Below are 24,054 nucleotides of genomic sequence, written 5' to 3'. Positions count from 1 at the left end.
GCTAAAACATAACACATAAAATGGCAAACCAAGATAAAATTAACGAACTCATTGAAAAAAGAGTTAAAGCAAAACTAGGTGGTGGTGAAAAACGTATAGATTCACAACACGCTAAAGGTAAATTAACAGCACGTGAACGTATTGATATTCTTTTAGATGATGATAGTTTTGAAGAATTTGACATGTTTGTAACACACAGAACAAAATCATTTGGTTTAGATAAACAAATTTATTTATCCGATGGTGTTGTAACTGGGCACGGTACAATTGACGGAAGAATTGTTTATCTTTTCGCTCAAGATTTTACCGTATTTGGAGGTTCATTATCTGAAACTTATGCATTAAAAATATGTAAAGTAATGGATATGGCAATGAAAATTGGAGTTCCAGTAATTGGATTAAATGATTCAGGAGGAGCTCGTATCCAAGAAGGTGTTAGATCTTTAGCGGGGTACGCAGAAATTTTCCAAAGAAACATTATGGCTTCTGGTGTTATTCCTCAAATATCATCAATTTTAGGTCCTTGTGCTGGTGGTGCAGTTTATTCTCCTGCATTAACTGATTTTACTATTATGACAGACCAAACAAGTTATATGTTTGTAACCGGTCCTAAAGTTGTACAAACAGTAACAGGTGAAGTTGTAACTACAGAACAGTTAGGTGGTGCAAAAATTCATTCTACAAGATCTGGTGTATCCCATTTCTTAGCCGAAAGTGATGAAGAAAACCTAATGTTAGTTCGTAAAATATTAAGTTACCTTCCTTCAAACAATTTAGAAGAAGCTCCAATAATTACTTGTAACGATCCAATTGATAGATTAGAAGATGCCTTAAATGAAATTATTCCTGAAAATCCTAACCAACCTTATGATATTGTTGATGTAATTTCAATTTTAGCAGATAATGGTGAATTTACAGAAGTACATAGAAACTATGCAAGAAACATATGTGTAGGTTTTGCAAGATTTAATGGTCATCCTGTTGGAATTGTAGCAAATCAACCAAAATATTATGCAGGAGTTTTAGACATAGAAGCTTCAAGAAAAGCAGCGCGTTTTGTACGTTTTTGTGATGCATTCAACATTCCACTTGTAACTTTAGTTGATGTACCAGGATTTTTACCAGGAACAGGTCAAGAATACGGAGGAATTATTTTACACGGAGCAAAATTATTATTTGCTTATGGTGAAGCTACTGTACCTAAAGTAACTATTACGTTACGTAAATCTTATGGTGGAGCTCACGATGTAATGAGTTGTAAACAATTACGTGGTGATGTAAACTACGCTTGGCCAACTGCAGAAATTGCTGTAATGGGTGCTAAAGGAGCCGTTGAAGTATTAGAAGGTTCTAATATTAGAAAAATTGAAGATGCTGATGAAAAACAAGAATACATCGATAAAAAAGAGGAAGAATACACTCAAAAATTTGCAAACCCATACGAGGCTGCAAAATATGGATTTATTGATGATGTAATTGAGCCAAGAAATACACGTTTCAGAATTATTAGAGCACTAGAATTACTTCAAAACAAAAAAGAAGTAAATCCTCCTAAAAAACACTCAAATATTCCATTATAATGACAGTACTACCTTTATTTACAGATCAAATTAGCGAAGGATACGTTATTTTGATTACAGGATTACTTATTGTTTTTAGTGCATTAGTTACGCTCGCCTTATTCTTTAATTTTGGTTTGCCCGTTTTACTTTATGTGTATAAAATAATCACTAAAAGAAAAGACAAAAAAATTAGTGAAATTAAAGTAGAAGCAGATCGCGATTTTACAGGAGAAATTGCCGCAGCAATTGGTGCAGCAGTTCATATGTATTTAGATCAGCAACACGATCATGAAAGCGCTATTTTAACAATAAAACAAGTTAAAAAACCATATTCACCTTGGAGTTCTAAAATTTATGGAACGCAAAACAGATTATAAAAGATGAAAACTTATAAATTTAAAGTAAACGAAAACGGGTATACCGTTAATATAAAATCACACGAAGATAACATTATAAACTTGGAAGTAAATGGTACTACTTATGAGGTTAAAATGAAGGAGGAAATTAAAAAAACTAAAACTCCTACTTTGGTTCGTGCAGCATCAAAAAGACCTGCTGAACCATTAAAAGTAAATCCTAAATCACAAAAAACAAGAATTGTGGCCCCAATACCTGGAGTTGTATTGTCAATTGATGTTAAAGTTGGAGATTCTCTTAAAGTTGGTGATAGAATGCTGGTTTTAGAAGCTATGAAAATGGAAAACAATATTGTTTGTGAAAAGGCTGGTACAATTACCGCTATAAAAATTGCAGTAGGACAACAAGTGCTTCAAGATGAATTAATGATTGAACTAGAATAAAACAAACAAAATGAAAAAAGTAATTTTAATATTTTGTGTTTTATCATTGTTGATCTTTATTAGACCAGCGTTAGGTTTAAACACAAATTCAAGCTCAGCAAATAGCGGAACTGCCGTTTCGACCACTCAAGTGGATGATTCTGGAGACAGTGTATTTGAAGGAGCATTTAAAGGAATAAAAACATTTTACAGTTATACAGGATTTGCAAATGCAACTTCTGGAAACTTAATAATGATTATAATAGGTATAGTATTTATTTACTTAGGTATTAAATATGATTATGAACCCTTATTATTAATTCCAATTGGAACCGGTGTTATATTAGGTAATATTCCTTTTGTAGCCGGTAATCAAACTGGTATATACGAGACAGGGTCAGTTTTAAACTACCTTTATTTTGGAGTTGTTAAAGGTATATATCCACCGCTAATTTTCTTGGGAATTGGAGCAATGACAGATTTCTCATCATTAATAGCAAATCCTAAATTAATGTTATTAGGAGCAGCTGCACAAATAGGTGTATTTGCCACATTTTTAGGAGCCCTATATTTAGGATTTAATCTTCCCGAAGCTGGTGCTATTGGAATTATTGGTGGAGCCGATGGACCAACCGCAATATTTCTATCATCAAAACTAGCAAATGGTGTTAATATTTTAGCTGATGGAACCGTAGTTAAAAACTTAATTGGTCCAATTGCTATTGCGGCTTATTCATATATGGCATTAGTACCTGTTATTCAACCTCCATTAATGAGATTGTTAATTTCAAAAGAGGATAGAAAAATTAGAATGAAGCCACCAAGAGCGGTTACTCAAAAAGAAAAAATGATTTTCCCTGTAGTTGCTTTATTGTTAACAACTTTTATTTCACCAAGTGCATTACCACTATTAGGTATGTTATTCTTTGGTAATTTATTAAAAGAATCTGGAAGAACAGAAAGATTAGCTGATACAGCTAGAACTAAATTAATTGATATTGTAACAATTTTATTAGGTGTTACGGTAGGAGCTTCAACACAAGCAGACATCTTTATCACTAAAGATTCATTATTAATTTTTGGTTTAGGAGCTATCTCATTCGTTATTGCAACTTGTGGAGGTTTACTATTTGCTAAATTTATGAATAGATTCTTAAAAGGAGACAACAAAATTAATCCATTAATTGGTGCCGCAGGTGTATCTGCCGTTCCAGACAGCGCACGTGTTGTACATCATGAAGGATTAAAATCGGACCCAAGTAATTATTTATTAATGCACGCAATGGCTCCAAACGTATCTGGAGTAATTGGTTCTGCAATTGCAGCAGGTATTATATTAAGTTTCTTAGGGTAATTAAATATAAACAAACAATAATCTTATAAAAAATGAAAATACCAAATTCAATGACTGCAGATGAGGCAGTTAAATTAATAGAGTCAGGAAATAGAGTATTAATACAGGGTGGTTCAGCAACTCCTCAAGCTTTAATTAAAGCAATGGTTGCTAGAGCTCCAGAATTAAAAAACGTAGAAGTTGTTCATTTACATACTGAAGGTGAGCACGGTTATACAAATCCAGAACTAAGAGAAAGTTTCCATACAAACGCCTTCTTTATTGGAGGAAACATTAGAAAAAATATTGGTGATACAGCAGATTATATTCCAATTTTTTTGAGTGATATCCCTAGTTTATTCCGTCAAGGATATATGGACTTAGATGTTGTAATGGTAAATGTTTCTCCACCAGATAAACATGGTTTTTGTTCATTAGGTGTTTCAGTTGATATTGTTCTATCTGGAATTGAACAAGGTAAAAAGGTAATTGCACAAATTAACCCTTTAATGCCTCGTACTTTTGGAGATGCTCAAATTAACATTAGCAATTTTGATGCTTGTGTTGAAATAGAAGAAGAAATCTATGAAATGAAATTTGTAGAACCTTCAGAAACTGAAAGTGCAATTGGTAAAAATATTGCTGAAATTATTGATGATGGAGCTACGCTTCAAATGGGTATTGGAGGAATTCCAAACGCAGTTTTAACTTTCTTACATAACCACAAAAACTTAGGTGTACATACAGAAATGTTCGCAGAAGGAATTGTAGATTTAGTTGAAAAAGGAATTGTTAACGGTTCGAAGAAAAAAACAAACCCATATAAAATTGTATCAGGTTTCGCAATGGGTACTCGTCGTTTATACGATTTTATGGATGATAATCCAGAAATTGAAATGAGAGACATCGCCTATGTAAATGATACTGCAGTTATTCGTCAAAACCCATCTGTAACAGCTATTAATTCTGCTATCGAAGTTGATTTAACTGGTCAAATTTGTGCTGATTCAATTGGTATGAGAATGTTCTCTGGTGTTGGCGGACAAATGGACTTTATGCGTGGTGCCGCCCTATCACATGGTGGTAAGCCAATTTGCGCTATTACTTCAACAACAGCTAAAGGAGTTTCTAAAATTGTATCTTCACTTAAACCTGGTGCAGGTGTTGTTACAACTCGTGCTCACGCTCGTTTTGTTGCTACGGAATATGGTGTTGCTGAATTATTTGGAAGAAGCTTAAAACAAAGAGCTGTTGCTTTAAGAGATGTTGCACATCCAGATAGTAGAGAAGAATTAGACAAAGCTATTTTCGAAAGATTTGGAAGTAGTTTAATGGTTAAATAAATCTATTAAAATTAGAGTTCTTAATTTTTGTAATTTTAAGAACTCTAAATTTTAAAATCATAATAAATTCACATATAATGAGCGATAAAAATAAAGCACTTTTTTCTGAATTCCCTCCCGTTACTACGGAGCAGTGGATGGAAAGAGTGACCGCAGATTTAAAAGGAGCTGATTTTGATAAAAAACTAGTTTGGAAAAACCTTACTGGCATCAATATCCAACCTTGCTACAATACAGAAAATAAAATCACGCAGCTTAAAAATACTGGAGAAAATTCACAATCATTAGTGAATTACCGTAACGTTGCTGTTACAACTGCTGAAAGCGGTAACAAACTAGCTATAAAAGCAATTGAAGAAGGAATGAACGGAATCATTTTCACTTTAAAAGAAAATGTTTCTGCTGCTGCACTTTTAAATGGTATTGATTTAAATACAACAACCGTTTCATTTGAAATAGAAGCTAATGCTGTTGCATTTGCAACAGATTTACTGAACTACGCTAAAGATAGCGACCTAAAAGGATACATAAACACAGGTATTATTTCAAATTATGTAACAACTGGTTCTTTTGACGAAAGTCAAGTTGAAGTTGCTGCAGAATTAGTAAAACTAACTGCTGATTTTCCAAACTTTAAAGCAATTACCGTTTCAGGAACTGAATATTTAGATTCAGGTGCAAACCAAGTTCAAGAAATTGCTTACACATTAAACTCTTTAGTTTTCTTAATTGAAAAACTTTCAGAAAAAGGTGTTGAAGCACAAATAATATTTAACAACTTAAACTTTAAACTAGCAATTGGTTTAGAATACTTTGTTGAAATTGGAAAATTTAGAGCATTCAATAGTTTATTAGCTGAAGTTGCTGCTAAATACGGAGTTGCTGAATTAGCAAATACTATTACAGCAAAAACTTCTATATGGAGTAAATCTGTAACGGATGCTGAAACTAACTTATTACGTTGCACAACTGAAGCAATGTCTGCAATTTTAGGAAATGTAGATGGTGTTTTAATTGATGCTTACGATAAAGAATTTAAAAATTCTTCAGATTTTTCAAGTAGAATTGCTGGTAATATCACTACCATTTTAAGAGAAGAATCTTACTTTGGTAAAGTTTCAAATCCAGTTGATGGATCTTATTATATTGAAGAAGTTTCTTCAAAAATAGCTGAAAAAGCGTTAGAATTATTCCAAGCTATTGAAGCTGAAGGTGGTTTTTACTCTGCTTTTGAAAACGAAACAATTCAAGCTCAAATTGCTGAAATTCGTTTAAAAAAATTAAAATTAATTAGCCAACGTAGAACTCCATTAGTAGGTGTTAACAAATACCCTAACTTAATGGAAACTGTTGCTGTAGATGTTCTTTCTAAAGGAGGAACAGAAAATTCTAAAGTGTTAACTCCAAGAAGAGCATCGTTAGAAATTGAAGCTTTAAGAAGAAAAACTGAAGAATTAGTAGCAGAAACTAATGTACGTCCAATTGTACAACTAGCTAGTTTTGGAAACTTAAATATGCGTAAAGCTAGAGCAGCCTTTGCTTACGATTTTATTGGTGTTAGCGGTTTTGACGTTCACCAAGAAGAAAGTTTTAACAGTGTTGAAGCCGCTGCTACAGAAAGTGCAAAATCAGATTCTCACGTTGTAGTTATCTGTAGTTCAGATCAAGATTATGATGAAAGTGCTGTTGCATTTATTAAAGCATTTAGAGCTATTGCTAAAAACAAAGTATTGTTATTAGCTGGTGCTCCAAAAAATATAGATGAATTAACTGAAGCTGGTTTAGATGGTGTTGTAAATATGAGAACTGATGTTCTTGTTACACTTTCTGCTATTCAGGAAAAAGTTCAAAAAACCTTAAAATCTTAAGAAGTATGAAACCAGATTTTTCAGATATAAAATTAAATTCAGCTGTTAAGCAAACAGCTGCAACTTCAGAGAATCAAGACGTTTGGAATACTCCTGAAGGAATCCCTGTAAAAAAACAATTTGCAAAAGAAGATATTTCAGAAGCAGAACATTTAGGTTACGCTGCTGGTGTACCACCATTTTTAAGAGGTCCTTATAGCGCAATGTACGCTATGCGTCCTTGGACGGTTCGTCAATACGCAGGTTTCTCAACTGCAGAAGAATCAAATGCTTTTTACAGAAGAAATTTAGCTGCAGGTCAAAAAGGACTTTCAGTTGCTTTTGATTTAGCTACACACCGTGGATACGATTCTGATCACCCACGTGTAACTGGTGATGTTGGTAAAGCTGGTGTTGCTATAGATTCTATTTTAGATATGGAAATTTTGTTCGATCAAATTCCATTAGATAAAATGTCTGTTTCTATGACAATGAATGGTGCTGTATTACCAATTATGGCCTTTTATATTGCTGCTGCAAGAAAACAAGGTGTTTCTTTAGACAAACTTTCTGGAACAATTCAGAATGATATTTTAAAGGAATTTATGGTGCGTAACACTTACATTTACCCACCTGCACCTTCAATGAAAATTATTGGAGATATTTTTGATTATACAACTCAAAATATGCCAAAGTTTAACTCAATTTCTATCTCTGGTTACCATATGCAAGAAGCTGGTGCAACTGCAGATATTGAATTGGCTTATACATTAGCAGATGGTATGGAGTACATTAGAACTGGATTAAAATCTGGTTTAAAAATTGATGAGTTTGCTCCACGTTTATCATTCTTCTGGGCGGTTGGTATGAATCACTTTATGGAAATTGCAAAAATGCGTGCTGCACGTATGCTTTGGGCAAAAATCATTAAGTCTTTCAACCCAAAAAATCCAAAGTCAATGGCATTGCGTACGCATAGTCAAACTTCAGGATGGAGTTTAAGTGAGCAAGATCCTTTCAACAACGTAGCACGTACTTGTATTGAAGCTATGGCTGCTGGTTTAGGTGGAACGCAATCACTACACACAAATGCATTGGATGAAGCTATTGCTTTACCAACAGATTTCTCTGCACGTATTGCACGTAACACGCAAATCTTTATTCAAGATGAAACGCAAATGACCAAAGCGGTTGATCCTTGGGCTGGTTCTTACTATGTTGAGTACTTAACACAAGAGATTGCTAAAAAAGCTTGGAAATTAATTGAGGAAGTTGAAGAACTTGGTGGAATGGCAAAAGCTATTGAAACTGGAGTTCCAAAATTACGTATTGAAGAAGCTTCTGCACGTAAACAAGCTCGTTTAGATTCTGGTCAAGATATTTTAGTTGGTGTAAACAAATTCCAAACAGCTGAAAAATCTAACATCGAAATTTTAGAGGTTGACAATACAGTGGTTAGAGATTCTCAAATTGCTCGTTTAAATAAATTAAAAGCTGAACGTAATTCAGAAGTTGTTGCTGCAAAACTAAAAGCATTAGAAGATTGTGCTGGCGGTGCTAAAGGTAACTTATTAGAACTTGCTGTTGAAGCTGCGGAAAATTTTGCTACTTTAGGTGAAATTTCTGATGCTTTAGAAGTTCATTTTGGAAGACATAAAGCGGATACTAAATTAATAAGTGGTGTGTACGGTAAAGAAGTAGATAACGATAGTACGTTTGCAAAAGCTCAAAAATTAGCTGATAAATTTGCAGAAATAGAAGGTAGAAGACCAAGAGTTATGATTGCAAAAATGGGTCAAGACGGTCACGATAGAGGTGCAAAAGTAGTTGCATCTAGTTTCGCTGATTTAGGTTTTGATGTGGATATGGGATCTTTATTCCAAACTCCTGAAGAAGTTGCAAAACAAGCTATTGAAAACGATGTTCACTTTGTAGGTGCATCAAGTTTAGCTGCTGGTCATAAAACATTAATTCCTCAATTAATTGAAGAATTAGCACGTTTAGGAAGACCTGATATTATGGTATTTGCAGGTGGAGTTATTCCAGCTCAAGACTATGAATACTTATTCGAAAGAAAAGTAGCTGCTGTATTTGGTCCTGGTACTGTTATTTCAGAATCAGCAATTACAATTATGGAAAAATATTTAGAGCAAGAATAAGCTTCTAGATTTTAGATATAAAAAATCCCGAACATTCATTTGTTCGGGATTTTTGTTTTCTATTGTAATTCTTAATAACCAAAAAAAGGTTTAAAGCAATTTCAATAATAATAATTTATTAGCTCTGTTAGGTTTGTTTTATATCCCGCTTTAGAAAAATCTTTAAGTTGAATTCCTTGTGACTTTACTATTGAATCTGTTGTTAAATTTAATTGACCTGTTTCAATTCCTTTTAGTTCAACATTTGAAAAAATAGTTCCTTCAATTGGGGTTAACTCATCTTCTGCAACTGCATCATATTGTGCTAATTGTCTTAATCTTATGCTTTTTGAATCACTATTGAAAATATTATTTTTCCAAGAGGTAATACCAATTGCCGAAGAATAACCTTTCATAACTTTCCCTAATTCACCTTTAATATGCTCAGGTGATGTGTTTGTTGGTCCTTTAAAAATAATTGAATTTGCAACTAAAACATTTTTTTCAAATGTCATGTCAGAGGAATTTGCATAAGCAATAGATTGTAATCCTTTATCAAGGAAAACATTGTTTTTATAAGTGCAATTACGTGTCATATGAGCTTGAACAGGAACTGCTGCGTTATAGGATAAATTATTTTCTACAACACAGTTTTCACAGCCTTCATCTAAATAGTAAGCATAAACATTAATTCCAGATTCTAGTTTAGATAGAACAACATTATCTTTTACAATTGTGTTTTTATGGCCAAACATATAAATAGCTCCTCCATCTTGCATGAAGGTTTTTATATTATGAATTACATTGCCTTCGACTAATGAATTATTACCTAATCCATTAATTCCACAATAAGGCATATTGTAAATTTCATTATAAGAAATAGTATTGTTATTTCCACCTCCAATAATACCAACAGCACTCATATATACTAAACCAATATCATGTAATTTGTTATTTTTTATTCTGAAATTATTAGCTCTAAATGAAATAGCACCGGCACCACAGTTATATATTTCACTTTCTTTTACTGAAATATTATCACCGTTAAGTCGAATTCCCCAGCCACCAACATTTTTTATAGTTACGTTTTTGAGTGAAATATCACTAACCTTTTTTCCGCTAATTGCTCCTTCAAAACGATTTGCTCCATAACCACCAGTAATCAGTTTTGTGGTTGTAGAAGATAAATTTAAACCTTCAATAGTTATATTTTTTGTGTTTGGTTCTAAAGAAATTATATTTTGATGTTTTGGCACAACAACCTCAAGTTTTGATATATCTTCACCTTTTTCAGGCCAATAATACAATCGTTCACGAGTTCTATCTAAATACCACTGCCCAGGTTTTAGCATACCTTCTTTGGTATTCCAAACCACATAAGTTTGTGCATTTTTATTTCTTTTTGCAAAAGCTCCTGGAGGGTGCTGACTTTCATTATCGAATTTTAGAATATGATTCTTTTTATCATGTTCTTTGAGCCCTACAAGTGTTTCATCCCATTCGTGATAAATGGTTAATTCAGCATTATTGATATCTATTTCAGGATTTAAATCTTCAGGAATATATTTTAGTGTTGTTTTTTCTGTTTGCGTTGGTTTTCTTTCCCAGCCACCAGCTTCAGATGACAGCCACCTAACATCAAAAACATTTAAATGAGTAAATGCTCCTTTTTCTGGAAATCGCGCTCTTTCTTGATAGTTGCCATTTACTTGAATCATTCTAAAATCCCATTCTCTATTTCTTGTATTGGGCACTTCAGCATAAATAAATTTATCCTCAGTTTTAAAATCAGTGAATTTAACACCTCCAAATAAAGTGGGTGCTACTTCACTCCCAGCTTTTATAACTAAGCTATTATCTTTATTGGTCAGTTTTATATTTACATTGTAGTATTTTCCTGGGTGAATAAGAATAGTTTTCTCTCCATTGGTTTTTCTTGTTTCAATTATAGCTCGTTTTATTGATTTAAAAGGTGAATCAATGGAACCATCATTAGTGTCGTTTCCAGTTATGCTAACATGGTATTGCACATTATTAGTTTCTCTACAGCTTGAAACTGTAAATACAAGTAGCGAAAAAATTAATAACGTATAAATTGGAGTTAATCTCATAGTTGCTTTTTTTAATATTTGTTTTAACACTGTAGTTGTTATTCTTTTAATCTTCGTTTATTATACATCCAGTTATCGCCATTTTTATAGGCTGCTAAAGTGGTTGAATGAAAAGAAGGCCAATTATAATTGCCACGAGCCTTTTCAATTCTCTCATTTCCGAACATTTCAATTGATGGTAGTTTAAAAGACTTTATTATTTTGGTGAGTTCAGCCCTAATTTGTTGAGTTTTTTCGCTTTCCTCCATAGGTGTATAATCTAATAAATTTCCAGATGGTGCACACTTCCAAATACCTCCGTGGCCATCCATCATATATTTTTTTGTTCTTACCGTTCTCTCTAAGTCTAAAAAACTAAATACATAAGGTTTTTCCTTAAATGGTTTGTTTTCAAGAACAGGTTTAAAACTTACACCGTCTAATTCTTTTATGCTTGAAGTATTAACACCTGCAACTTCTAAAACTGTTGGATACATATCGGTAAAATCAACCATAACATCGCTAACTCCTTTATTTTTAAGTGCGCCTCCAAAAACAATAAGTGGCACCCGAACTCCAAGTTCTGAACAAGAACCCTTTCCATTAGCTAAAGTTGCATTGTCTGCGGTAAAAAATATAATTGTATTATCATAAACATTTGACTCTTTTAATGTTTGCACTAATTCGTCTACATAATATTCTAATCGCTTAATTTGGGAGCTAAAACCAGGTTTAGATCTTTTATTAGTACTATTTGCAACTGGCGTTTCAAACCAAGGATCGTGTGGCAAAACCATTGGGTAATATAAAAAGAAAGGTTTATCTCGTTCTTTTTTAATAAAATCTAATGCGAATTTTTGACAAATATCTGGCGCAAAAGTGTTAGTATCACTAGGTTGTAATTCACCATTATTTATTACACATCCGTTCCAATAGAGTGCAGGATATTGTCCTTTTTTACTCCCTATTATTGCCTTGTCTTTAAAAGTTTCAGAAGGTTTAGACCAAGAAAACCAAAGCCCATCCCAAACTACTTTACCTTCAAAGGGATTAAAATAGCCTCCTAATAGGGAATATTCATCAAACCCATACTCTTTTTGCCCTGCATTACCCGGTAAATGCCATTTTCCTGAAATAGCAGTTTCATATCCTTCATCTTTTAAAACTTTAGACATTGGTATATGTTTTTTTGCAAAATTTGGATTATGGTTACTCAACTTGTTGCCAAACACCCCTGTTTTTGAACCGTATTTACCGGACATTAACATGGCTCTTGCTGGCATACATAATGGAGAAGCCCAACACGTAGTGAATTGTACGCCTTCATAAGCCAAAGCATCAATTACTGGAGTTTTATTTCCAGAAGCGTGTTTTGATGTTGCATAACAAGAGAATTCAACAGCGCTGCAATCATCTATCATCAAAAAAATGATGTTTGGTTTTTTCTCTTGTTGACCATAAATCAAAAAGCATTGTAGCAAAAATAGAATTGTAAGTTTAAAGGTTTTCATTATTCAAATGGTATTAATAATTTCATTTTAAAATTTAGATTTTTCTATATATTTATTGTGTTTTATAAAACATTTACTTCAAACTCCTCATTAAAAATGGCAAATTAAATCCAATTGACTAAATTAAATTCGTTGATATAATTGCCTATAAGCATTAGGAGATTTTTGCTTGTACTTTTTAAACTGCCTATAAAAAAAAGATAAATTGTTAAACCCTGAGGCATACCCTACTTGTGATACAGACAAATCTGTTTCTATTAGCATTTTACTAGCAATGGTTATTTTATATTCATTAACATAACTTGAATATGTTTTGTCAAATGTTTTTTTAAAAAAACGGCAAAAAGCTTCTTTACTTAGAGATAACTTATTTGATAGTTCGGTTAACGAAGGTTCATTTTGGAAATTATCTTTAATATAACTATTAATTACATTTACTCTTGTACTTTCTTTTAAAGAAAGATCTTTTCCAAAACTTGGCCCTGCTAGTAATTCAATTGAAGCACTTGTAGCCAAAACATTTAAAATGTTTAAAAAAGTTAATATTCGCTCAAATGGACTTTGTTCATAAATGGCACTAAACGAATTTTCAAGAGAAAGAGCAGTTTCAACATCAAAAGAAATCCCATAACTCGATTTTGACAAGAGTTTTTTAATACTTGTAAATTCAGGTTTATCAAGCCAATTGAGTAATAATGAATCATCCCATTGAATTATTACGCATTTAACAGGCTTATTTTTAGCATCAATAGTTTTCCAAGAATGTGGAACATTTTTTCCTACCAAAACCAAATCACCCCTATTAAATTGCTGCATAGAATCTCCAACATATCTTATTCCTGAACTTTGAATCATAAAAGTGAGTTCATATTGTGGGTGAAAATGCCATTCAGCCTTAAATTCTTTCTCCTCAAATAGTTTAACTTTAAATGAATTATTTGGTGATGTAGTAACTTGTTTTAATTGAGCCTTCATAAAATAAAAATACTAAAAAATGCAAACTATTGATGTAAATTTAAAAGTAAAATCAATATTAATCAATATAGTACATAGTTAGTGTAATATTCTATATTAATTCAACAAACAAATTAATGATATTTGCATCAATAAATACCTAATTTAAAATGAAAAATTTAGAAATAAGAGACCTTAAAATTTTTAAAGCATCTACACCTTTAAAAAAACCAATTTCGGATGCTACCCATACGCTAACAGAAATTTCGTTTTTAATACTTCGAATTCAACTAGAAAATGGTGTGGTTGGAGAGTCTTATTTATTATCATTTCAGTATTCGCCAAATGCTATTGTTGGAGCTTTGAAAGATGTCATTCCGCATATTATTGGACATAAAACCAACGAAATGGGAATTGTATATGACAAATTAAATCATTTAGGAGAATATTTTGGTAATCAAGGTATTAATAGATGGGCTCAAGCTGCAGTAAATATTGCAATGTGGGATGCTTGGGGTAAAACTTTAAACCAACCTGTTCATAAAATTCTGGGTGTATGTAAAGAAAAAGTATCTATTTATGGCAGTGGAGGTTGGATTTCTTATTCTATTGACGAACTTATCGAAGAAGTTACAGATTACGCCAATAGAGGATTTAAAGCAGTAAAAATTAAAGTTGGTTCACCAAAAGTAAGTACCGATGTAGAGCGTTTACGCTTGGTACGTGATGCTGTAGGTGATAAAGTTGATATTATGATGGATGCTAACCAAGGTATGGATTTACCTTCTGCAATGAAATTATCTCGTCAAGCAAAGGAACTAAATATAAACTGGTTTGAAGAGCCTGTTAATCACCAAAACTTTCAAGCATTTGAAATTTTAAAGAACCAAGCAGGTATTTCTTTAGCTATGGGTGAGCGCGAATTTGACACTTTACCTTTAAGAGAATTGGCTAGTAGAAATGCATTAGATATTTGGCAACCAGATATTTTAAGAATTGGTGGTGTAGAAAAATGGCGTGAAAGTGCTGCATTAGCTCAAAGTTTCAACTTACCAGTATTACCTCATTATTATAAAGATTATGATGTACCGTTATTGTGTACAATTCCAAATGGAGTTGGTGCAGAATCTTTTGATTGGGTAGATCCATTAATTGACAATCCAATGGTGCTTAAAGATGGTTGTGCACAACCACACGATTTACCTGGTTGGGGATTCAATTTTATAGATGATTGTTTAACTGAAATAAAATAATATGGGATTAGAAGTTTTTTCATTAGAGAATAAAATTGCATTAATTACCGGTGGTGGAACAGGAATTGGACTTGGTATTGCAAAAGCATATATTGAAGCTGGAGCTACAGTAGTTTTAACCGGCAGAAGAGAAGAAGTTCTAGAAGAAGCAGTGGCTGAATTAGGAAAAAATGCACATTATCGTGTAAATGATATTACCAATAAAAAGGAAATTCCAAACTTGGTAAAAGATATTGAAACTAATATTGGACCATTAGAAATTTTGGTAAACAATGCTGGAATCCATTATAAAGGAATGGCTCAAGATACTGCCGATGAAGATTTTGAAAGAATCTTACAAACCAATGTAATGTCTGTTTTCGCTTTAACTCGCGAATGTGCAAAATATATGCTTCCAAGAAAAAAAGGATCAATTATAATGATTGGTTCTATGGCAGGATTATTTGGCATTGATAAAGTGGTAGCTTACGGAACATCTAAAACAGCACTAACAGGACTCGTTAACGCTTTGGTAACAGAATATTCTACAAGTAATGTACGTGTAAATGCAATTGCTCCAGGATGGATAGAATCTAACATGTTTTTAAATGCTATTAATAACGATCAAGAGAGAAAACAACAAATAACTAATCGAATTGCTATGGACCATTTTGGACAAACTAGCGATATTGGTAATGCAGCTGTATTTTTAAGTTCTGAAGGTGCAAAATACATAACAGGAGTTGTATTACCTGTTGATGGTGGTGCAACCGTAAATTTTTAAATTAAAAACAATGAAAAAACCAACATATATAACTGGTGATTACTCAAAAAGCCCTGCATTTAACAACGAAAGCCGACTAGTTTACGGAACTTCTGGTTTAGGAGGTGTTTGGGGAAAAGTAGATCAGCGTGATTCTATTGATGCTTTATTGTATTCTTTTAAACATGGAATTGAAGCTTTAGATACCGCTCCTTCTTATGCAAACGCAGAATATTATGTAGGAATGGCTTTAAAAGAATGGAAAGGCAAAAAACCTTTTATAAGTACTAAAATTGGACGCTTAAAAGGAAAAGATGCTTTTGAAGTGAAACTAGATTACAGTACAGATGGTATGAAACGAAGTCTAGATAATAGCTTAAAAACATTAGGTTTAGACCAAATAGACTTATTGTTTTTACACGAACCTCAATTGGTTCCTATGGGAAATATTGATGAAGTTTTAAATACCTTAAAAGGATTTAAATCTGAAGGGTTGGTTAAATCTTTAGGAGTTGGTGGAAATCCTTCTCAAGAATTTATGCCTTTTGTAACCAAAGAAAACTTTGATGTAGTTTCTGGTTTTTTACATATGGATGCTTGTAATTTATCTGCTTTTAATGGAGAAATTCAAAAATATCACAATGAAGGAATTACTTATTACGCAGCTTCTGCCCTACACTTTTCATTATTAGGAAATCGTTTTGAAACTTACAAAAAAGATGGCGTTGATGGTGAATGGATTACTCAATTAGATTTGGAAAACGCTATTAGAGTTAAAGAAGTTGCAGATAAATACAAAATGTCTTTAGCTACACTTTCTCAACGTTATTTATTTTCCATAAAAGAAGCAGACAGGGTGGTAATGGGTGCAAGAACACCTGAACAAATAAAAGCAACTATTGATGATTGGAATGCTGGGAAATTACCAGAACAAATTTTTAATGAAATTACAGAAATAATAATATCATGAAAGCAATAAGATTGAATGAACCAGGAAAATGGGAAGCATTGCAAATCCCTGAACTTGATAAAACACTTTTGCCAGGAGAAGCTTTGGTTAAAGTAAAAAAAATCGGTGTTTGTGGAACAGATTTACACGCATTTAATGGAAGTCAACCTTTTTTTAGTTACCCTAGAATTTTAGGTCATGAACTAGCTGTAGAAGTAGTTGCAATAGCAAATGATGTTGAAACCGTAAACGTTGGAGACCAATGTTCTGTTGAGCCATATTACAATGAGGGTGTAAACCAAGCTGTAAGAAATGGAAAGCCAAATTGTGGTGATAATTTAAGAGTTTTGGGTGTGCATGTAGATGGAGGAATGCAAGAGTATTTTAAATATCCAGCTAAGTTTTTACATGTATCTAACACCTTAACGGAAGATCAATTAGCAATGATAGAGCCTCTAGCAATAGGCTGTCATGCGGTAGATAGAGCACAAATATCACACAACGATATTGTTTTGGTAATTGGAGCAGGTCCAATTGGTTTAGGAACTATTCAGTTTGCACAATTAACAGGAGCAAGAGTTATTGCTATGGATATTGATGATGTAAAGCTTGAAAAATGCAAAGAGATTACTAAAATAAGTGATACTATCAATGCACTTGGAGATGTAGAAGAATCACTAGCTGAATTATTAGATGGCGATTTACCAACCATTGTTTTAGACGCTACAGGAAATTCAACATCTATGATGAACACCTTTAAATATGCAGCTGCAGGCGGAACTATTGTATTTATTGGTCTTTTTATGGGTGATGTAGTTTTTAACGATCCTAATTTTCATAAAAAAGAATTAACCTTAAAAGCTAGTAGAGCTGCAATGGGTGAAGATTTTAGTCGAATTATTAGATTAATTGAAGCAGGTAAAATTAATGCCACATCATTTATTACTCATAGAATGAGTTTTGATGATGTTCCAACAGAATTTGAAAAACTGTACACCCATAAAGATTTAATTAAAGCCGTAATTGAGCTATAATAATTTACACCAAACAATATTCAACTATGTCCAAATCAAAAAGTATAACAACTTCAAAATATCTTGTTCCATTAATCATCATTATGTTATTGATGTTTTTTTGGAATTTAAGTAGGAATATTAACGACGTCCTTATTCCACATTTGAAGCGAGCATGCGAATTAACCGATTTTGAGTCCTCGTTAGTTCAATCCGCATTTTTTGGAGCCTATTTTATTGTAGCGCTGCCCGCTGGTTGGTATATCCAGAAAAAAGGATATCGAACAGGAATTATCACCGGTTTAATAGTTGCAGCGTTAGGAGCTTTTTTATTCTTTCCAGCTGCAGAAACTAGAATCTATTCTTTCTTTTTAGCGGCATTGTTTATCATGGCCGCTGGTTTCGCTATTTTAGAAGTAACTGCATCCCCTTATATTACAAAATTAGGGGACCCAGATGGAGCTTCCAGCAGATTGAGTTTATCTGCAGCAATAGGTTCGTTAGGTGCAACCATTGCGCCTTTTCTTGCTGCAAAACTTTTACTCCACGAAGTAGATATTGAACAAACAACCATTGATTCTTTTTCGAGTGCAGAGTTACAGACTTTTTTAACAGGCGAAGCAGATTTGGTTAAAGCACCCTATTTAATATTAGGAGGTATTCTTGCCTTGATAGCGATTGTTGTACTTTTTGTAAACTTACCTGAAATAAAAGATGGTGACGATAATTCTTCAGAGAAAAAGCCTCTAAAAGATATTTTAAAATTCAAGCATACTCTTTATGGTGTTGGAGCAGAATTCTTTTATGTAGGTGCCGAAGTTGGTATTGTTAGTTTTATTATTCGTTATGCAAAATGGTTAGATATTCCAGACTTGACAGAGCAAAATTCAGCAATTTTTATCACCATTTTTATGGCTTTGGTTTTGCTTGGTCGATTAGTTGGAGTTTATATATTGAATATATTTAAACCAGCAAGAGTGTTAGCTTTTTGCAGTATTGGCGCCTTTGCAATGGTTTCTATTGCAATGACTTCAAGTGGGTATTTCTCTTTAGGATGCTTGGCCTCTGTAGGGCTATTTACATCGATAGTGTATCCCATTATTTTTAGCTTGAGTATGAAAGATTTAGGTGGATATACTAAAACAGGTTCTTCAGTATTCCTTTTAGGAATTGTTGGTGGCGCCATTGTCCCACCATTAATGGGGTATATTTCTGACGTTTACAACATTCGTTATTCGTTTATTATTCCACTTATTTGCTATGTCTATTTACTATTTTTTGCTATTGCAGGGCATAAAGTAAATATTAAAGAAAGGTCTGAAGTTTCAAACTAGATTCTTATGGAATATTCAATCAATCAATTTAGACGTTTTACCTTTTTTTTAAAAACTGTTTCAAGACAAACTATATCTGCTTTTTTTAAGAATGATATAGAAAAAATAAATGCTAATGGAATTTTAAATTTAGAAGGATATCAAAAGGGAAATCAATATTTTTTTATTGTGGATGTGCTTCCAAATAAGAGCTTTAATGATGTGAAAAAAGTATTTGAAAAAGGGCTACTTCAACCTAAAGCTTTAGAACGCATTTATGAATTAGATCAAACTGAGATTTATTTAGCTAACGAAGGACAATTAAAAACAAAATTAGGAAACATTAAAAGATTTGTTTGGACGTTACTTTTAGAAGAAGATCCAAATTTAATAGCTGAATATAAAAAAGCTCACAGCATAGGTAAAGCTTGGCCAGAAATAACCTCAAACATGAAATCTGTTGGTGTTAAGGATATGGAAATATATTTAAACGGTAACCAAGCCATTTTGATAATGGACACTAAACCGAATTTTGATTTAGAAAAAGCAGGTCCTAAATGGCAGAAACTTCCACGTGAAAATGAGTGGCAAGAGTATGTGGCTAAATTCCAACGTACAAGTCCGGAAAGTTCCATTCAAGAAAAATGGATAGATATGGAAAAAATTAACTTTTTACAATGATCGAAAATTACCGCTAATATAAAATTGAAACTTATGAAAATCACATTCCATAAATTAGCAATTCTTGTACTCTTGACCTCATTCTTAGCTTGTAACGAGGCTAAACCAGATAAAGCAGAGACCAAAACTGTAACCTACCAAGAAAATTGGAAAAGCCTTGAACAGTACAAAATTCCGCAATGGATGAAAGATACCAAGTTTGGAATATTTATTCATTGGGGACCAAATTCAGTTGCTGAATTGCATACAGATTGGTATCCTAGATGGATGTATTTGGATGACGGAATTATAAACCCCCAAACAGGAGAAATAATCAATAAAAAACCGCATCCAGCATTTGCCTACCATAAAGCAAAGTTTGGTGACCAAAAAGATTTTGGTTACAAAGATCTAATTCCGTTATGGACTATGGAGAATTTTAACCCAACCGAATGGGTTAGTTTGTTTAAAGAAGCCGGAGCACAATATGTAATTCCAGTCGCTGAACATCACGATGGTTTCGCTTTATACGAATCAAGTATAACACCTTGGAATTCAGCTAATATAGGGCCTAAATATGATGTTTTTAAGGCATTAGCTGATGAAATTAAAAAACAAGGATTAATTTTTGGTGCCAGTTCTCATTTGGCTTTTAACTATAATTTTTACAACCAACAAGACTATTTTGATACAGGCAACCCAGAATATGCCGATTTGTATGCACCTCCTCACCAAATGGGAGATTCTGTAAGTTCAGATTGGTTAGAAAAAACTTGGTGGCCAAGAACAAAGGAAATTATAGATAAATACCAGCCAGATATTTTATGGTTCGATTTTTATTTAGATAGACCTGAGTTTGTTCCTTATCATAAAAAATTGGCTGCATACTTTTACAATTCAGGTGTAAATCGGCAAAAAGAGGTGGTTTTACAAACCAAAAACTTCAAATTTGAATCGTACCCTAAAGGAACTCATATGTTCGATTTGGAACGAAGTAAATCAGATAAAATTTTAACAGAATACTGGCAAACAGATACATCAATAGGAAAAAACTCGTGGTACTATGCTAAAAACTGGATTCCAAAATCTTCTAAAAACTTAATAGCAGATTTAGTAGACATTGTAAGTAAAAATGGTTGTTTATTACTAAATATTGGACCTAAAAAAGATGGAACTATTCCTGATGATCAAAAAAAGACTTTGTTAGAAATGGGTAAATGGCTAAAGATTAATGGAGAAGCTATTTATGGGGCTAAGCATTGGAAAATTTTTGGAGAAGGACCTACCAGAGCAACTCAAGGTCACCTTGCTGAAAGTAGAGATAAAAATTTTACAACAGAGGATATTCGATTTACTCAAAACAATGGGAATATTTATGCATTTGCATTGGTGCCTTCAACCAAGAAAGAGGTTTCAATCAACTATTTAAATACTTCTAATATAAAAATAAAGTCAATTGAACTATTGGGTTATAAAGGAGAAATATTGTTTAAACAAACTGAAGATAAACTGATAATTGAAAAGCCCATAGATGCTTCATTAGATTTCACTTGGGTTTTTAAGATAAATTAAACTCAATAGGACGGGCTAGAAATACTTTGTTTATATTGTGCTTGCGCAGTAATTTTGTATATTTTAATCTTAAGGAAATCTGCTGGTAACTAAAGGAAATTCTTGCTAAAAAATTAACGAATACGGTTCTGAATAAATATAAATTTTAAACTTATGAAATATAAATTTTTAACACTGTTTATGCTTCTTTTACACCTCAATATATTGGCTCAAAATAAGCAACCTAATATTATTTTTATAATGTCTGACGACCACGCAGCTCAGGCTTTTGGAGTTTATGGTAGCAGGCTTTCAAACTTAAATTTAACACCCAACCTAGATAATTTAGCCAATCAAGGAATTCGTTTTGATAATGCATTTTGTAATAATTCTATTTGTACTCCAAGTAGAGCTTCTATTATTACAGGACAGTATCCACAAACCAATGGAGTACTTGATTTAGATACTGCATTAAATCAAGAAAAACAATACCTCCCTAAAGAGTTAAAAAAATTGGGGTATTCTACTGCTATTATTGGGAAATGGCATTTACATAATGAACCAGTAGCTTTTGATTATTATAAGGTTTTACCTGGTCAGGGAAAATATTTCAACCCAAGTTTTCATGAAAAAGGTAAAGGACAATGGCCAAATAATAAAGTTAAAACAGAAGGACATTCATCAGATGTAATTACAGACTTAACCATTGATTACCTCGTTAACCGAGACAAATCAAAACCTTTCTTCTTAATGCACCATTATAAGGCCCCTCATGACTTTTTTGAGTATGCTCCACGTTATGAAGAATTTTTAGCTGATACTGAAATTCCAGAACCTTCTAGTTTATATTATCAACCCAATTGGGGGTCTGAAGGGGTTAGAGGTATTAATGACTCGTTAACCACTTATATTGGGACTTCAGTTTCAGACCGTCATATGTACCGTAATTATAATTGGATGTTAAATGGAGGAAAGTATAAAGGAAAAGAATCTGCGCATCAAGGTTATCAAACCTATTTGAAAAAGTATTTACGTTGTGTTAAGGGAGTTGATGATAATTTAGGGAGACTATTCGATTTTTTAAAATCTGAAGGTCTTTGGGAAAACACCGTAATTATTTATACAGGTGATCAAGGAATGATGTTAGGTGAACATGATTTACAAGATAAAAGGTGGATGTACGATGAAGCCATGAGAATGCCTTATATTATGCATTATCCTAAAATGATTAAACCCAAAAGTGTAACAGATCTTTTAATTAACAATACGGATTTTGCACCAACAATGATAGAATTGGCAGGAGGTAAGACACCCAATTATATGCAAGGAAAAAGTTTTATAAATACTCTTAAAGGTAAAGAAGAAAAGGATTGGAGAACTGCTACATATTACCGATATTGGATGCACATTATTCATCATTATGTGCCAGCACATTTTGGTGTTAGAACCAAAGATTATAAACTTATATTTTACTATGGAAAACATTATTTAAATCCTTCTGAATTTGATAAACACTATTGGGCTACACAATATTATGGCATAGATAGAGAGACACCTCATACTTGGGAGTTTTATGATTTAAAAAACGACCCTGAAGAATTAAATAATAGATATAATCACCCAAAATATAAAGACATAATTGCAGAACTTAAAGTTGAATTGAAAAAACTTCGAGCTGATTTAAATGAAACAGATAAGAATTATCCTAAAATACAATACATTGTAGATAAGCATTGGAATGATTAATTTAGCGAGAGTCAAAAACACTAAATAAATACTATGAGACAATTAACTACCACAATCTTATGCCTTGTGTTAATTTTCTTTTCTTGCGAAGAAAAAAAAGAGGTTAAATTAGAAACTGAAATTACAAAAGAGCAGTACACTCAGGACGATTACGATTTCCTAGCTATTAGTAATCCAGAAAAAATGAGTGCTGCTTCCAAACGAGCTCTTAGAAATAATTATCACAAAAACGAAGAATGGTTTGGAATATTTAGCAATCAAGCCATAAAAGGTGATGTTGGATATGAAAAAGGTGTGATTCGCCGTGACCCTACTATGGTTATCCTAGTAGATGGATTATACTATACTTGGTATTCAAAATCAGTAGGAAAAACTTATGGCTTTGGAACAGGAGATCCCGATAAAAAAGTATTTCCCTGGGATAAAACAGAAATTTGGTATGCCACATCAAAAGATGGTTGGGATTGGAAAGAACAAGGTGTTGCTGTAACCTACGGACCTCAAGGAGAATATGATGATCGCTCAGTATTTACACCAGAAATTTTAGCTCATAATGGCAAATACTATTTAGTGTATCAATGTATTCAATATCCATATGTAAACCGATCATTTAATACTGTTGGGATGTCAATTTCCGATAATCCAAACGGCCCTTGGAAACGTTTAAAATCACCAATTTTAGAAGCTGCTAAAGATGGGGAATGGTTAGGTGAAGAAGACAGTAGATTTGCTGTAAAATCTCAAGGAAGTTTTGATAGCCAAAAAGTACATGACCCAACTTTATTGTATTACAGAAATAAGTTTTATCTGTATTATAAAGGAGAACGCATGGGAGAAAGAAATACTGCAGGTGGACGTGAAATAAGATGGGGTGTTGCCATTGCAGATAACATTGAAGGGCCTTATGTAAAATCAGAGTACAATCCAATTACTCATAGTGGACATGAAATTTGTGTTTGGAAATATAAAGATGGAATTGCTTTGGTATCATCAGCAGATGGACCAGAAAGGCAAACAATTCAGTATTCCGAAGATGGTATCAATTTTGAAATTATGTCTTATATAAATTGGGTACCATCAGCTATGGGCTTAGTAACAACTTTAGACAATGATAAACATCCTACCGAAGCCTTAAGTTGGGGGTTGCATCATCTTTCTAAAAATTATCCCGGTCAACCTTGGTGGGCAGGTGATCAATATTTATCAAGGTTTAGTTTTTCTCGAAATAGAAATACCAAAGCTGAATTTGCAGAATCTAAAAACAATTAAC

General features: G+C 32.8%; 19 protein-coding genes. 16 read left to right on the top strand and 3 right to left on the bottom strand.

Going from position 1 to position 24,054, the window contains the following annotated elements:
* Nucleotides 1-20 precede the first annotated feature (20 nt).
* From Q0776_RS05020 to scpA, 7 genes are all read left to right on the top strand, one after another.
* Nucleotides 21-1,580 carry an acyl-CoA carboxylase subunit beta gene (locus Q0776_RS05020; RefSeq protein ID WP_298365662.1) on the top strand — a complete coding sequence of 520 codons (1,560 nt, stop codon included), beginning with the start codon at nt 21-23 and terminating at the stop codon, nt 1,578-1,580.
* Complete coding sequence (locus Q0776_RS05015; protein ID WP_298365660.1) at nt 1,580-1,939, top strand: OadG family transporter subunit; 360 nt, start codon at nt 1,580-1,582, stop codon at nt 1,937-1,939. The genes Q0776_RS05020 and Q0776_RS05015 overlap by 1 nt, the downstream gene beginning before the upstream one ends.
* Nucleotides 1,940-1,942: 3 nt before the next feature.
* A complete protein-coding gene (locus tag Q0776_RS05010) occupies nt 1,943-2,362 on the top strand; it encodes a biotin/lipoyl-containing protein (RefSeq protein ID WP_298365659.1) in 420 nt (139 codons plus the stop codon).
* A 10-nt stretch (nt 2,363-2,372) separates the two neighbouring features.
* Nucleotides 2,373-3,695: a sodium ion-translocating decarboxylase subunit beta gene (locus Q0776_RS05005; protein WP_298365658.1), complete on the top strand. Its 1,323-nt coding sequence runs from the start codon at nt 2,373-2,375 to the stop codon at nt 3,693-3,695.
* A 32-nt stretch (nt 3,696-3,727) separates the two neighbouring features.
* Complete coding sequence (locus tag Q0776_RS05000) at nt 3,728-5,017, top strand: acetyl-CoA hydrolase/transferase C-terminal domain-containing protein (RefSeq protein ID WP_298365657.1); 1,290 nt, start codon at nt 3,728-3,730, stop codon at nt 5,015-5,017.
* 77 nt (nt 5,018-5,094) lie between these two features.
* Nucleotides 5,095-6,885: a methylmalonyl-CoA mutase family protein gene (locus tag Q0776_RS04995; protein ID WP_298365656.1), complete on the top strand. Its 1,791-nt coding sequence runs from the start codon at nt 5,095-5,097 to the stop codon at nt 6,883-6,885.
* Between the two features lie 5 nt (nt 6,886-6,890).
* Complete coding sequence (gene scpA, locus Q0776_RS04990; RefSeq protein ID WP_298365653.1) at nt 6,891-9,023, top strand: methylmalonyl-CoA mutase; 2,133 nt, start codon at nt 6,891-6,893, stop codon at nt 9,021-9,023.
* 101 nt (nt 9,024-9,124) lie between these two features.
* Here scpA and Q0776_RS04985 read toward each other — a convergent pair whose 3' ends face one another.
* The 3 genes from Q0776_RS04985 to Q0776_RS04975 form a co-directional block, all read right to left on the bottom strand.
* The gene (locus Q0776_RS04985; RefSeq protein ID WP_298365651.1) at nt 9,125-11,113 is read right to left on the bottom strand and encodes a right-handed parallel beta-helix repeat-containing protein; all 1,989 of its coding nucleotides are present in this window, start codon (nt 11,111-11,113) and stop codon (nt 9,125-9,127) included.
* A gap of 38 nt (nt 11,114-11,151) precedes the next feature.
* Entirely contained in the window at nt 11,152-12,603 is a 1,452-nt protein-coding gene (locus tag Q0776_RS04980; protein ID WP_298365650.1) for a sulfatase-like hydrolase/transferase, read from the bottom strand.
* A gap of 123 nt (nt 12,604-12,726) precedes the next feature.
* Nucleotides 12,727-13,578, bottom strand: coding sequence for an AraC family transcriptional regulator (locus Q0776_RS04975; protein ID WP_298365648.1), 852 nt, complete (start codon nt 13,576-13,578; stop codon nt 12,727-12,729).
* Between the two features lie 149 nt (nt 13,579-13,727).
* On the opposite strand from Q0776_RS04975, the gene Q0776_RS04970 reads away from it, so the two are divergent.
* The 9 genes from Q0776_RS04970 to Q0776_RS04930 all read left to right on the top strand — a co-directional run bounded on the left by Q0776_RS04970 (nt 13,728) and on the right by Q0776_RS04930 (nt 24,053).
* Nucleotides 13,728-14,810, top strand: a complete 1,083-nt coding sequence (locus Q0776_RS04970) for a mandelate racemase/muconate lactonizing enzyme family protein (protein ID WP_298365646.1) — start codon at nt 13,728-13,730, stop codon at nt 14,808-14,810.
* 1 nt (nt 14,811) lies between these two features.
* On the top strand, nt 14,812-15,573 hold the full coding sequence (locus Q0776_RS04965; RefSeq protein ID WP_298365644.1) for a glucose 1-dehydrogenase: 762 nt from the start codon (nt 14,812-14,814) through the stop codon (nt 15,571-15,573).
* Nucleotides 15,574-15,583: 10 nt separating this feature from the next.
* Nucleotides 15,584-16,522, top strand: coding sequence for an aldo/keto reductase (locus Q0776_RS04960; protein ID WP_298365642.1), 939 nt, complete (start codon nt 15,584-15,586; stop codon nt 16,520-16,522).
* Nucleotides 16,519-17,535 carry a zinc-binding alcohol dehydrogenase family protein gene (locus Q0776_RS04955; RefSeq protein ID WP_298365640.1) on the top strand — a complete coding sequence of 339 codons (1,017 nt, stop codon included), beginning with the start codon at nt 16,519-16,521 and terminating at the stop codon, nt 17,533-17,535. The genes Q0776_RS04960 and Q0776_RS04955 overlap by 4 nt, the downstream gene beginning before the upstream one ends.
* Nucleotides 17,536-17,561: 26 nt before the next feature.
* A complete protein-coding gene (fucP, locus tag Q0776_RS04950; RefSeq protein WP_298365638.1) occupies nt 17,562-18,848 on the top strand; it encodes an L-fucose:H+ symporter permease in 1,287 nt (428 codons plus the stop codon).
* A 6-nt stretch (nt 18,849-18,854) separates the two neighbouring features.
* Nucleotides 18,855-19,508 carry an L-rhamnose mutarotase gene (locus Q0776_RS04945; protein ID WP_298365636.1) on the top strand — a complete coding sequence of 218 codons (654 nt, stop codon included), beginning with the start codon at nt 18,855-18,857 and terminating at the stop codon, nt 19,506-19,508.
* A 33-nt stretch (nt 19,509-19,541) separates the two neighbouring features.
* On the top strand, nt 19,542-21,059 hold the full coding sequence (locus Q0776_RS04940) for an alpha-L-fucosidase (protein WP_298365634.1): 1,518 nt from the start codon (nt 19,542-19,544) through the stop codon (nt 21,057-21,059).
* Between the two features lie 153 nt (nt 21,060-21,212).
* Nucleotides 21,213-22,784 carry a sulfatase gene (locus tag Q0776_RS04935; protein WP_298365632.1) on the top strand — a complete coding sequence of 524 codons (1,572 nt, stop codon included), beginning with the start codon at nt 21,213-21,215 and terminating at the stop codon, nt 22,782-22,784.
* Between the two features lie 33 nt (nt 22,785-22,817).
* Entirely contained in the window at nt 22,818-24,053 is a 1,236-nt protein-coding gene (locus Q0776_RS04930) for a glycosyl hydrolase (protein WP_298365630.1), read from the top strand.
* Nucleotide 24,054 lies beyond the last annotated feature (1 nt).

The sequence above is a fragment of the uncultured Lutibacter sp. genome (assembly GCF_947495725.1).
GTDB lineage: Bacteria > Bacteroidota > Bacteroidia > Flavobacteriales > Flavobacteriaceae > Lutibacter.
Note: the sequence above shows the minus strand (reverse complement) of the source record. Positions and strands in the feature narration are given on the sequence as shown.